General features: G+C 48.3%; 10 protein-coding genes. 2 read left to right on the forward strand and 8 right to left on the reverse strand.

Going from position 1 to position 13049, the window contains the following annotated elements; genetic code table 11:
- Positions 1 to 400: 400 nt before the first annotated feature.
- The 8 genes from ADA01nite_RS13670 to speE form a co-directional block, all read right to left on the reverse strand.
- Positions 401 to 1555, reverse strand: coding sequence for a fused response regulator/phosphatase (locus tag ADA01nite_RS13670; protein ID WP_170230285.1), 1155 nt, complete (start codon positions 1553 to 1555; stop codon positions 401 to 403).
- A 13-nt stretch (positions 1556 to 1568) separates the two neighbouring features.
- The gene (locus tag ADA01nite_RS13675) at positions 1569 to 1979 is read right to left on the reverse strand and encodes an STAS domain-containing protein (protein ID WP_146810789.1); all 411 of its coding nucleotides are present in this window, start codon (positions 1977 to 1979) and stop codon (positions 1569 to 1571) included.
- A 1-nt stretch (position 1980) separates the two neighbouring features.
- Positions 1981 to 2418: an ATP-binding protein gene (locus ADA01nite_RS13680; protein WP_170230286.1), complete on the reverse strand. Its 438-nt coding sequence runs from the start codon at positions 2416 to 2418 to the stop codon at positions 1981 to 1983.
- A gap of 40 nt (positions 2419 to 2458) precedes the next feature.
- Entirely contained in the window at positions 2459 to 4159 is a 1701-nt protein-coding gene (locus ADA01nite_RS13685; protein ID WP_170230287.1) for a methyl-accepting chemotaxis protein, read from the reverse strand.
- 469 nt (positions 4160 to 4628) lie between these two features.
- The gene (argS, locus tag ADA01nite_RS13690) at positions 4629 to 6299 is read right to left on the reverse strand and encodes an arginine--tRNA ligase (RefSeq protein ID WP_146810793.1); all 1671 of its coding nucleotides are present in this window, start codon (positions 6297 to 6299) and stop codon (positions 4629 to 4631) included.
- 11 nt (positions 6300 to 6310) lie between these two features.
- The gene (locus ADA01nite_RS13695; RefSeq protein ID WP_146810795.1) at positions 6311 to 6760 is read right to left on the reverse strand and encodes a YwiB family protein; all 450 of its coding nucleotides are present in this window, start codon (positions 6758 to 6760) and stop codon (positions 6311 to 6313) included.
- 237 nt (positions 6761 to 6997) lie between these two features.
- Entirely contained in the window at positions 6998 to 7864 is an 867-nt protein-coding gene (speB, locus tag ADA01nite_RS13700) for an agmatinase (RefSeq protein ID WP_146810797.1), read from the reverse strand.
- Between the two features lie 12 nt (positions 7865 to 7876).
- Positions 7877 to 8707: a polyamine aminopropyltransferase gene (gene speE / locus ADA01nite_RS13705; RefSeq protein ID WP_146810799.1), complete on the reverse strand. Its 831-nt coding sequence runs from the start codon at positions 8705 to 8707 to the stop codon at positions 7877 to 7879.
- Positions 8708 to 8955: 248 nt separating this feature from the next.
- Between speE and ADA01nite_RS13710 the strand changes: the two genes are divergently transcribed.
- Both ADA01nite_RS13710 and ADA01nite_RS13715 read left to right on the forward strand, forming a co-directional pair.
- Positions 8956 to 10554, forward strand: a complete 1599-nt coding sequence (locus ADA01nite_RS13710; RefSeq protein ID WP_146810801.1) for a stalk domain-containing protein — start codon at positions 8956 to 8958, stop codon at positions 10552 to 10554.
- 213 nt (positions 10555 to 10767) lie between these two features.
- Complete coding sequence (locus ADA01nite_RS13715; RefSeq protein ID WP_146810803.1) at positions 10768 to 12798, forward strand: transglycosylase domain-containing protein; 2031 nt, start codon at positions 10768 to 10770, stop codon at positions 12796 to 12798.
- The last annotated feature ends 251 nt before the right edge of the window (positions 12799 to 13049 follow it).

Below are 13049 nucleotides of genomic sequence, written 5' to 3' on the forward strand. Positions count from 1 at the left end.
GGTTCATCAGCGGCAATATGTTCATTTGTTTCTCATCTCCTCTTCGTCCACAAAATAATCTGACTATAACGAAAAATAGTTACTCTTATCATACCATGTTCTTCATAGATTGTGAATGACTATTCAGTCAGAATTATTTCGCAAACAATTAATCCCACTCCTATAGTGAATATTCTATCTCTTTTTTCGTTTTCCTGCTAGTATGTAAAAAGAATTACATAGGTAAAAACTAGATGAATATTAAAAATGTGGCTGATCGTTCAAAATCTATACAATGTATAGCGGGGAACGGAAGAAGCGATGGACACGTCACTTCGTTACGCTCCGCAGGTCCTTTTTCGGCAAAGAGGCCCCGGAATACGGCGGAAAACGCCGGTTCCAGGGCTGGCAATTTCACAAGCTATCGCAAATGAATGCCAATCAGACAAATATCGTCCTTAGCTTCTTCAGTTGCATGGGTTTGCATAATCTCATTCAGCCAGCAATCCAGGGACTGTCCGGCCTTGCTTCTTTGTATCATGAAAGACGCGATACGATCCGGGGCGAGAACCGTATTGCCGTTTGCCAGACCATCTGAAAACATCGCAATTAGCGTTTCTCCCTCATACGAAAACACTTCTTTTTCGACCTGAATATCCGGAAGCAGTCCGATCGGCAGGCAGCCTGTGGACAGATAGCGCATCTCTCCTTTACTTCCTCGTACAATCCCTGGTGGATGACCTGCATTCACATACTCGATCTTCCTTGCCTGTACATCAATCACTACATACAGAGCCGTAAAATAAATACTTATGTCATTATCTTTGAAAATATGAAGCATGTGTCGGTTCAGCTCCTGCATGACATGCACCGGATCTGTAACCCGTGTAATCAAACCGCGCAGCAGTGCCCGGACCGACATACTGACGAGTGAGGCCGAAACCCCATGTCCAACAACATCAATCAGCATAATCCCGTAGCAGCCGTTCCCAATCTCATACCAGCAGTACATATCTCCTGATAAATGTTCAGATGGTACATAACGAGCCTGGATTGCAATTTGTTCCTGTTCAATCGGTTCATTCAAAACACTCATCTGAACCTTCTTTGCAAGCGCCAGCTGATACTCATGCTCTGAAACCATCTTTTCCAGCTTCTCTCTAGCCTTATAATGCTTGTTGATATTTTCTTGCAGACGGAGTGCAGCGCGAACCCGGGCCAGGAACTCTACTTTCCGTACAGGCTTCCGCACAAAATCTGTCACACCCGCTTCAAACGCCTCTTGTAACACAGACTCATCCCGCATTCCGGTCATCATAATAATCGGGATTTCCCGGTAACAGGCATGGGAGCGAATTCGGCGGCACATCTCAATTCCGTTCATATGCGGCAGCGTATAATCAAGAATAATCAGATCAATTCGGGCAGCCACCTGAGCCTGCTCATCCAGCTTGAGAAGTTCGCATACACTTGAAGGATTCTGTGCAAACAGCAAATCATGGTATCCGGCCTTACGCAGCATCGTTTCCAAACTACGCAGTTTTATCCAGCTTTCATCAACAAGTAATAATCTCATCCGTACACCCTGCCTAATACTCATCAAGTGTGAGATTCGGACGAGAACCCCCCTCAAATAACCGAACTCCCTCTGCCTCACTGCTAACCATTGAGAAGATCAGATGAAACTTGGCCATAGTAAAAATTTCCTTCATCATCCCTTCTTCCACAATGACCGCTATCCGACTGTCCGTATTCTTCAGCCGCCTCGCAATGGTCACAAGCATGCCAAGTCCCGTACTGTCAATGGATGACAGATTTCGCACATCAAAAAAGTATCCTTTTGCTTCTCTAATATTATCAAGTATGATCTGTTTCGCTTTCTCAGTCTGCCCATAAATAAGCTGACCGGAAAATTCGATTTTTTGATAATTTCCAACCATTCCCATTTCGACCTGTACATCCGGTTTTTCAGCCGCACCTTCAAAAACACGAATTGCCATACTATCTTCCCCTCACTTTAAACATAAACACATGGGCTCCCTTATCGTCCTTGCTGCTACCCCATTCATCTACCAGATGATCAATAAATAGCAGACCGCGGCTTCTTTCTTCCCATACTACATCCTCAAAGCTTTTTGACTGCACATCCATTATCACAGAAGAGCCTATTCCCTGTGCCCTGTCTGCTACAAAGACCGTGATCTCCTCTTCCTCAATGCACAGCGTAACCGTTAGAGGGGCAAAGACTCCTTCCTCTCCGTACTCGCCACGTACAGCCTCATACGCATTAATCAGCACTTCATGCAAGGCAAAGCTTATTTCCTGCTTTCGCTGATGATTCATATAATGCAGGATCTGCCTGCTGATCATATCGACAAAATGAACAGCGGGCAGATCTGTCGGGCATGTAATGGTAATTTCTATTCCGGTTTGTTTCATTTTCTTCATTCCTGCGTCGAATTTTAATCTGCTTGCCTTACTAGCTTGCCTCAACTTTAAATCGGGCAACTTCACTCTGCAGGTGTTCCGACAGCTCGGACAGGGCTGTGGCCGTAGCTGCTACCTCTTCCACAGTGGAAGCCTGTTCCTCCGCCGATGCGGCAGCCTGTTCGGATGCGGCAGCTGATGATTCTACCAGTGCTGTAATATCTTTAATCGCAGCCAGAACCCGGGCCGCATTTTCCAGTAAATCGGAAAAAATCGTTTGAATTTCCCCGACACTCGTTTCGGTTTGTTCTACCTGCGCAACAATGGTCTGCAGCGCCCGGCCGCCTGCCTGAATAATGTCCACCTGCTCCTCTACGGCCTGAAGGTTGGTTTCCATTGTTCGTACCGTAACCGACGTTTCCGCCTGAATATCTGTAATGAGCTCCGTAATTTTTTGGGCTGCATGGTGCGATTGCTCGGCCAGCTTCCGCACTTCATCGGCCACTACCGCAAATCCCTTGCCCGCTTCTCCCGCGCGGGCCGCTTCAATGGCCGCATTCAGGGCCAGAAGGTTGGTCTGGTTTGAAATATCCGTAATAACAGTAATAATGCCGCCAATCTCATCCGAGCGCCTGCCCAGCTTCTGGATGGAATCGGTGGCAAACGCCACGGTTTTTGTTACAGAACTTAAATGTTTAATTGCTTCGTTAATGGCTTTTTCTCCTTCGTGTGCTGCCCGGGTTGCTTGTAGTGCGTTCTCTTTTGTCTGTTCTACATATCGTGTTCCCTGCTCAGTCTGCTTTACTGCCTCTTCCATGTTTTTGAGAATGTCCGTTGCCTGTTCAGCCTGCTTGCCTGCCCCTTCCGCGATCTCGTTCACAGTTATCGCCATCTGGGTAGACGATTCCCCGGTTTGATGGGCCGCTTCCGACAGTTCATGGGACGCTTCAGCTGCCTGATTGGCCCCCCGCATAACATTGTGTACAATACGCGTCAGATTTTTGTTCATCATCTGAAAGGCTACGCCCAGTTCCGCAATTTCATCTTTCTTCTTTGGATTGAACAGCTTCGCAGTCAGATTGTAATTCGCAATTTCATGGGCGGAATCGCGAAGTTTCCGTAACGGAATGAGAAGGGTTCGTTTGATGAATAGAAAAAAGGCGGCTGAAAAAATGACCGCAGCTGCGAGTGCGGCAAAGATATTTTGCAGGGCGGCTTTCTCTGCCAGCTTTTGATACGGCTCTTCCGGAACACCTGTGTACCAGATTCCGATAGCGTTGCCCTGCGCATCAAGGATCGGCTCATAGGCGGTCTGATTGATTTTTCCTACTACATTGGCCTGCCCGATGTAACGCTTCTTTTGTTTTAACACAATCTCTTCGACTTCCGGCGCAACCTTTGTGTTAACTGCCCGCTGCCCCGATTCTGTTTTAACGTTTGTGGCAACACGTGTGTTATTCTGGAAAATCGTCACCGTATTTCCTTCCGTCATAGCCCCGATCTCATCCACGATTTCGAAGTTGTTGTTTATTTTCACCTCTCCCTTGTACAATTCATTGTTTATGATCTTCCATTCCCCCGGCATTTTTGTATCGATGTATTTATAGCCAAGTTGAAGATCGGATACAAGCTTTTTATCAATACTTTCGATCAAATTATTTCTCGTCGTGACGTAGCTAATCCATGATAAAATTCCTGATAATCCGAATATGCTGACAAGCATACATAAAATAATTTTTTTCCGATTGTCCATTTCACCTTCGCATCTCCTCCTTTTCTCTTTACTTAACTTTATTTACTTTCCATCATGTAGTACTTTTGTATCACACAAAGATAATAATTGCAACTATATACCTATATTTCTTCAAAATTTAGCCTTAAATCGCCTGCAAGTATAAATCCATCTTTCCGACCATCCAATCCCCATGCCACCGAACAGATGTCGAAAGATCAAAGTAAATTTATACAACAATGAGAAAAACTCGCGGGTGTTGCCGGTCTTTCTCGCCCTCCGCGTCACACGCTCCACATGGAAAAAATAACGTTTGGCGCACGCCTCGCGAGTTTTTTCTCGCTTACTAACAGAGGGAAAGTATATATTGCTTTATCACTGTAAAGCAACATATACTTTCCTATACCATAAAAAAGAGACAGCCTACTCTAAGTAAGCTGTCCCACCAGGGAAGAGAGAAACCGCCCGTCAGTTCCCCTATATTTATTTACTACATACGCTCCGGTGCGGAAACACCAATCAAACGAAGCGCGTTCACCAGCGTAATTTGTACCGCTCTCATTAAACCAAGACGAGCATGAGTGAGCCCCTCATCTTCGGTAATGACACGCTCTGCATTATAGAAGCTGTGTAATAGAGATGCAAGCTCATGCACATAACGCACAACACGGTGCGGAGCCAGCATTTCCGCTGCGCCTGCCACTTCCTGAGGGAACTCGCCCAGATGCTTTAGCAGGTCAATCTCTTTTTCGCTTTGCATACGGCTAAAATCCGCTTTTGCCATATCGAATGCAATCCCCTGTTCGTCAGCCTGGCGGAAAATACTGCAAATACGTGCATGCGCATACTGTACATAAAATACCGGGTTCTCGTTTGACTTCGACACCGCAAGGTCCATATCAAAGTCCAGGTGCGCATCCTGGCTGCGCATTGTGAAGAAGTAACGCGTCGCGTCCGTGCCTACCTCTTCCATCAGGTCACGCATCGTAACGGCTTTACCGGTACGCTTGGACATTTTCACTTTTTCCCCGCCCTGATACAGGCTCACCATCTGATTAATCAGCACTTGCAACTGCTCTGGATTATGCCCCAGACACTGCATCGCCGCTTTCATCCGGGGAATATAGCCGTGGTGATCAGCGCCCCAGATGTTGATTAACTGTTCGAAGCCGCGGCTGAATTTGTTTTCGTGGTAGGCAATGTCCGGCGTCAGGTAGGTGTATGTACCATCCTGCTTAATCAGTACGCGGTCCTTGTCATCGCCAAAATCGGTGGAACGAAGCCAGGTCGCACCGTCTTTTTCGTATACATAGCCCTTTTCACGCAGCTTTTCCACAATTTGTTCTACCGCATTCGTTTCATACAGCGATGTTTCGCTGAACCACTCGTCGAACTTCACGCGGAAATCGGCAAGATCCTTCTTAATTTTCTCCAGTTCTTTGTCGCGGCCCCAGTTGCGGAAGAATACAAAGCGCTCCTCCGGATCCATTTTGGCGTATTTATCGCCGTCTTTTTCGGCCAACTCTTTCCCAAAGTCAATAATGTCCTGACCGTAGTACCCGTCTTCCGGCATCTCCGCATCCTGGCCAAGCGCCTGGAAATAGCGCGCTTCCAGAGAACGAGCCAGGTTTACGATTTGATTTCCGGCGTCATTGATGTAGTACTCACGTGATACATCATACCCTGCCATATCCAGCACATTGCACAGCGCATCACCGAATGCCGCACCACGTGCGTGGCCCAGGTGCAGACTTCCCGTCGGGTTGGCACTGACAAACTCAACCTGTACTTTCTTCTGTTTTCCCGCATTTGTACGGCCGTAATTTTCACCCGCCTCAATCACTTGTCCAATTACTTCTGTCAAATAGCTGTTATCCATGTAGAAGTTGATAAAGCCGGGGCCGGCGATTTCGATTTTGGAAATGCTGGCCGCCTGTTTATCGAACTTGGCTACAATCTCTTCTGCAATCTGGCGAGGATTTCTGCGGGCAATTCGCGTTAGCTGCATGGCCACGTTGGTCGCATAGTCGCCGTGCTGCTTGTCTTTCGGAAGCTCGAGCACGAAATCGGGGATTTGTTCCGCTTCGACAATCCCCGCTGCCACGACCGCCTGCTTAATTTGATCGACAATCTTACTTTTGGTTTGTTCTACTACACTCACAATAATCCTCCTCAATGTATGCTGCGTTGTAGGCGGGTAAGCCGGCACTGCACCGTATACCGCCCGATTTTTTGTTCATTCAAATACAAATCGTACACCCAGACCGCCTCCGAGAGATAGCCGTCTTCATCATAATGAAGCCGCATGTCCTTCGTATCGGTATCCATCTGCATCACTCCGGCCGCACTGGTGTACGAACCACTCGTTTTTACGCCGGGACGGTACGACTGACGCATCGACACGACTCCGTTGCGGATGACGACGATTTCGTCCTCCTTCACTTTGACGGTCGCATTCGTCTGCCCTTCTTCTTCCTGCTCGACATATTTTATGTACCAGGTTCCGTTCATGAAATGAAGCTGCCCGGAATAGGCGGCCTTATGTATGTCGGGAGGAGCGATTTTGATGGCGAATTTACTGGTTAACTCGATGTTGACTTCCTGTACGGGGGGTTTACCCAATTCTATCACCTGAAAAGTTCAATTATCGTTATCTCTTTATTCTACGAGATACGGTCAAGAAGGCGCAAGCCGAGCTCGTTCTTTTCTCTCTTTTCCTTCGTACCACAAAAGGCAGCCGCCCTTCCCGTCATTTTCATGTCCGGGTTGCGGGCGAAAAGCCATGGTGGTTTTCTGTGAAAATAAGGAAAAAAGAAAGAGTGCAGCTTATTCACAGGCCGCACTCCCTCTATTTATTCCCTATTTCACCATCGTCAAAATAACTTCACGAATCATCTTGGATGCAAGAATCTGCGTTCTCTCGGACTGATCCAGCACCGGCGCTACTTCTACGAGGTCAAAGCCGACAACGTTCAACCGGGAAAGAAGGTAGATGGATTCGATCGCTTCCGTAGATGTAATTCCGCCCGGTTCAGCCGTGCCCGTGCCCGGAGCGAATGCCGGATCTATCGCGTCAATATCGTATGTGACATATACCGGGCGGCCCTTCAGCTCTTCCAGACATTCCTTGAGCGGCTCAATCACTTTGAATTTATGCAGGTGCATACGCTCCTTCGCAAATTCAAATTCTTCCTTCAAGCCGGAACGAATACCGAACTGGTATACGTTCTCCGGTCTTACATAATCAAGCGCACGGCGGATAACCGCAGAGTGGGAAAGCGCTTCGCCTTCCATCTCCTCGCGCAAATCTGTATGTGCATCAATATGCACCACTACAAGATCCGGATATTTCTCCGCCATGACCTTAATGGGCGCCAGGCTCACCAGATGCTCGCCGCCGAGGCCGATCGGGAACTTGCCGTCCGCCACAATCTTGCGTACGTATTCCTCGATTGCGTCCAGGCTGCGCTGTGCGCTTCCGAATGGAAGCGGAATGTCACCCGCATCAAAAAAAGCGACTTCTTCAAGCTCACGATCCGCATATGGGCTGTAGGTTTCTAAGTTGATCGATACTTCCCGGATCCGTGTCGGGCCGAAACGTGTGCCGGGACGAAAGCTGGTCGTCCAGTCCATCGGCATACCATAAATGACCGCTTTCGCATCTTCATATGTGCTCTGTGCCTCAATAAATGCGTGGCCGCTGTAAGATGGGTTAAAAAAATGCACGGTGGGCCCTCCTTATTTCACTAAGTCTTCCACAAATTTTGGAAGCACAAACGCCGCGTGATGCAAACGCGGTGTGTAGTATTTCGTCTCGCGCTCCGGAATGCTATGTACGTCCACCGCTTCCGGATCGTATTTCTTCGAACCGATTTGGAAAACCCACATACCGCTCGGATATGTCGGGATATTGGCAATGTACGCTTTGGCAATCGGGAAGATTTCTTTAATATCTTTGTTCACTTTGCGAATCAGATCTGCTTTGAACCAGGGGTTATCTGTCTGCGCCACGAACATGCCGTCTTCTTTCAGCGCTTCATAGATGCCTTGATAGAAACCGCGCTCGAACAGCGGAGCCGCCGGACCTACGGGCTCTGTAGAATCAACCATGATAACATCGTATTGGTTTTTGCTTTTTACGATATGCATGAAGCCGTCGTCCACTTTTACTTCCACACGCGGGTTATCAAGCTCGCCTGCGATCTCCGGGAGATATTTCTTGGAGTACTCGATAACTTTGCCGTCGATTTCCACCAGCGTAGCTTTCTTTACTTTGTCGTGCTTCATGATTTCGCGAATAACGCCGCCGTCTCCGCCGCCGACTACCAGCACGTTTTCCGGATTCGGATGCGTGTTGAGAATCGGGTGCGCCACCATTTCATGGTAGACGAATTCGTCTTTTTGCGATGTCATAACCATACCGTCGAGGAACAGCATGTTGCCGAACTCTTCCGTTTCCACCATATCAAGCTTTTGGAATTCGGTTTGTTCTGTATGTAAAGTTTTGTTGACTTTAATCGTAATGCCGAAGTTCTCGGTTTGTTTCTCCGTGAACCAGAATCCACCCATGTTTCCCAGTCTCCTTTCACATGCCTTACTTTGTGTAAAAATCAATATTTTCCGCAATTGACGTTTGCTGCAATACTTTCAAAACAAGTAAATTATATAGGACTTATCCTAAAAATCAAGCACTCATTTTTATCCTGCCCAATACTCCTCCCTCTCTCCAGGCAAATTACATTAAAAATAATCAAACTTTTACATTTTTTCTCCGTATAACCTTATGTATACATCTTATAACAAGGGGGAATTTACCTGTGAATTCATTGAAGAAAAAGGTACTTGCCGCCTCTCTGACAGCCGCGCTTAGCATCCCGTCGCTTGCATCCGCTTCCGGGCCGCCACAAGAATCGCTTGCTCCCCTGCGAACAATAGTTCAGGAAACAGGTGCAGCGATAGCCTGGAATCCGAAAACCCATACCGCCACGGTTACGCTGGGAGACGTTACGATCGTTGTGACGCAAAACAGCGATCAGATTACTGTTAATGGCGAAGCTTTATCGCTGCCGCGAAAAGCGGAAATGATAGGCGGCAAGCTAATGGTCCATCCTTCTCTTCTGCTGGAGAAACTTACCGCCAAAAAAGTGGAAAAAGAAAGTCTGAAAACGGCAGACGCTTTCATCGAAGCGATAGAAAAAGGACAGTTCGATAAAGCCGTCCGAAACTTCTCCCCCGCTCTGCTTAAGGTAGTGGACGAAAAAAGAATGGAGGGATACTGGACCGCCCTGCCCCAACAAATGCAAGCAGGTGCTTTGAAACACATCGGAGACGCCAAACTGAAAAGCAAAAATGCTGTCCATACAAGCGTAGAAATTCCGCTTGTCTTCGAAAAAGCCACCGTGCCGCTCACGGTAAGCCTGAACAGACAGGGTCAAATCGACGATTTCAGTGTCCTTTTTCTTCCTCCGGCGCAGAAAATCGCGGAAGAACCTACATACAGCAAGCCTGACACCTTCACAGAAAAAGAAGTGATTATCGGAGAAGGTACCTTTGCGCTTCCCGGCACGCTAACTATGCCGAAAGGGGAAGGGCCGTTCCCGGCTGTTATTCTCGTCCAAGGATCCGGGCCGCTTGACCAGGATGAAACCGCCTTTGCCTTGAAGCCGTTCCGCGACCTGGCGCATGGACTGGCCTCACAAAATATCGCCGTGCTGCGCTACAATAAACGCACCTTCGAGCATGCAGCCAAAACAATGTTCGATCCTGCGCACACGGTAGATAAAGAAACAACGGAGGACGCCCTTCACGCAGTTGACTTGCTTGCAAAAACGGCAAACATCGATACAAACCAGATCTATGTGCTTGGTCACAGCCAAGGCGGCCTAATGCTGCCGCAGATTTTGTCGAAAGGGGCCGATAAACCGATTGCCGGCGGCATCTTATTGGCCGGACCGGCCCGCACGCTGCCCGATATTATGCTCGATCAGTTCGAGTATCTGGCTTCCATCGGACAGCTGCCGAAAGACCACCTCGAACTGATGAAAAAGCAGATCGAGCTGCTTAAAGACCCGAACTTCTCCGGCAAAAATCCGCCGAAAGAGTTTACGTTCGGACAGCCGATGTTCTGGGATTCCATTCGCAATATTAAAGCGGCCGATATGGCAAAGGAGCAAACCAAGCCGCTGCTCATTCTCCAGGGAGAGCGCGACTATCAGGTACCGGCAAAAACTGAATTTACACTTTGGAAAGAAACGCTGGCACATCGGGACAACGTAGCGTATAAGCTTTATCCGAAGCTAAACCATTTCTTCACGGAAGGCGAAGGTCAGATAAGCAACCCGGAGGAATATTTCAATCCGGCTAACGTTCCTTCTTATGTCATCGATGATATTGCAGCCTGGATTCATGCCAGATAATAATAGAAACCATTGCCTGAAACCAAAAGGTTCCCGGGCAATGGTTTTTCTTTTCGGGAAACCGGGACGCCTTCGTCCGCACCCTCACGGTTTACTCCGTCTCTACCCTCGCGTTTTGTCTTTTGTCCTCTCATTTTTCTCTGCGTATAGATTTTGCTAGATTTCCCCATACTGATACTGCAAGATAGTAGAAGGCATAGGGAGGTCTTCACAATGGAAATCAAACAGGAGGATCAGCTAATCCGCTGGTTGCGAATCGCCGGTAAAACAGTGCGCTGGCTGCTTATCGCACTGCTCATTCTTGCGGCGCTGCTTTCATTATTTATTCTTTATCTTCGTTCCCAACCCCTGCCAAAAACGGATATAAACGAAACCACAACCATCTACGGTGCCGATAATACGGTTATCGCTACGCTTTATAAAGGAGAAAACCGCGTCTTCCTGCCGCTTGCGCAAATTCCAAAGTACATGCAGCAGGCGTCTGTTGCCATCGAAGACCGGAAATTCTATGAGCATGCAGGCTTCGATATTAAACGCATCGCCGGAGCCGCACTGACAGATTTGCGCCACATGTCCAAGCGGGAAGGCGCGAGCACGATTACGATGCAGCTCGCTCGCAACCTGTACCTGAACCATGACAAAACATGGACGCGAAAATACAAGGAAGCGATGCTGGCCATCCAACTGGAGCTGAATTACACCAAGCCGGAGCTACTGGAATTGTATCTGAATCAAATCTACTATGGGCATGCAGCGTACGGCATTCAGGCGGCGGCAAAAACATACTTCGGCAAAAACGCAAGCGAATTAACGCTGGCCGAAGCCAGCATGCTGGCCGGAATACCCAAAGGTCCGCGCTTTTTCTCGCCGTTCCTCAATATGAAGGCAGCAAAGGATCGCCAGCGTATCGTGCTAAATGCAATGGTAAGCGAACACTATATCACGCGTCAGCAGGCGAATGAAGCGTTCGCCGAGCCGCTTAAACTGGCCTCGCCTGATGATATGAAAGGCAAAACAATCGCGCCCTATTTCCGTGATTATGTGGTTAAGGTGGCAAAAGAAAAGTATGGGATCGATGAGGATACAATAGAGCATGGCGGCCTGAGCATTTACACTACGCTAGATCCTGTCATGCAGCAAAAAGCAGAAGCAGCGGTGCAAAAATATCTGCCGAAAGACCGTCAACTGCAGGCTGCACTTATAGCCATCGAACCGCAGACCGGGTATATCCGCGCCATGATCGGAGGACGCGACTACAAAGAGAGCCAATTCAATCGAGTTTTGGCCCGTCGCCAGCCCGGTTCGTCTTTGAAGCCTGCACTCTATCTGGCCGCGTTGGAAAACGGGTTCACACCGCTAACAAAAATTAAAAGCGAACCGACCGTTTTCACATTTGGTAATAACGAAACGTATATTCCAAAAAATTACGGTGACCAGTATCTGTATGACTACATTACGATGGGGCAGGCGATTGCCCGATCAGATAATATTTATGCTGTACAGACCCACCTAACCATTGGGCCGGACAAGATGTTGAATATGGCCAAACGCCTGGGGATAAATTCGCCGCTTCAGCCATTGCCTTCACTTGCGCTTGGCAGCAATCCCGTCATGCCGTTGGAGATGGCGCGCATGTTTGCGACCATCGCAAACCAGGGTCAGAAAGCGGAGCCGCTCGCCATCGTGCGCATCCTGGACCGTGAAGGCAATCCGCTGGTAGAAACTAAGCCCGAGATACAACAGGTCGTTAGCCGGGAAAACGCCTTTCTGCTGACGCATATGATGGAGAAAGTATTTGAACCGGGCGGAACCGGGCAACGGGTACACTCTCAGTTGCACCGGCCGGTTGCCGGGAAAACGGGTACGACCGATTACGACGCATGGTTGGGCGGGTTTACACCGCAGTTGGCTGCGGCCGTGTGGGTAGGGTACGATGATAACCGTAAGATTGATAGTTTTGCTGACGCGCGACAGGCCGCACCCATCTGGGCCGACTTCATTGAACAGGCACTTGCCGGGAAACCAGCCGCCGTCTTTCCCGTTCCGCCGGGTGTCGTCCCGATGTATGTTGACACGGCCAGCGATAAACTGGCAAGCCAGGATTCAAAGCAACAGGAATTAATGTACTTCATTCCGGGCACGGAACCGAAAGAATACTACGAAGCGCCGAAAGCGAAACCGGAACCCAAAGAAGAGATAAAACAGGAAGAATCCTTCTGGGATAAGCTAAAGTTCTGGAATTAAAAAGGGAACAGAACAGGGAAACGAATTGTTGCACATAAGCGAGAGACAGGGCATATTTTTGGCCCTGTCTCTTCTTAATTTTGTAAAAGGGGAAGCAGAACGTGTTCCCTGACGCTCGCTTCCCCTTTTACGTGTCCTAGTAATAGATGTGCATAATACACTTTTACATTTTAGCGTAGTCGTAATGCGGCAATCAATTAGCGGCAAAAAAATTCACATTCTGTTCATTTTTCCATCAGCGTTTTTGGGAT

The organism is Aneurinibacillus danicus (assembly GCF_007991215.1).
GTDB lineage: Bacteria > Bacillota > Bacilli > Aneurinibacillales > Aneurinibacillaceae > Aneurinibacillus > Aneurinibacillus danicus.

Bases quoted from the DNA above. Each gene is read 5' to 3' on its own strand.
- ADA01nite_RS13670 (WP_170230285.1), bottom strand. From the start codon at position 1,555: ATGAGATTATTACTTGTTGATGAAAGCTGGATAAAACTGCGTAGTTTG.
- ADA01nite_RS13675 (WP_146810789.1), bottom strand. From the start codon at position 1,979: ATGGCAATTCGTGTTTTTGAAGGTGCGGCTGAAAAACCGGATGTACAG.
- ADA01nite_RS13680 (WP_170230286.1), bottom strand. From the start codon at position 2,418: ATGAAACAAACCGGAATAGAAATTACCATTACATGCCCGACAGATCTG.
- ADA01nite_RS13685 (WP_170230287.1), bottom strand. From the start codon at position 4,159: ATGGACAATCGGAAAAAAATTATTTTATGTATGCTTGTCAGCATATTC.
- speE (WP_146810799.1), bottom strand. From the start codon at position 8,707: ATGGGTGGATTCTGGTTCACGGAGAAACAAACCGAGAACTTCGGCATT.
- ADA01nite_RS13715 (WP_146810803.1), top strand. From the start codon at position 10,768: ATGGAAATCAAACAGGAGGATCAGCTAATCCGCTGGTTGCGAATCGCC.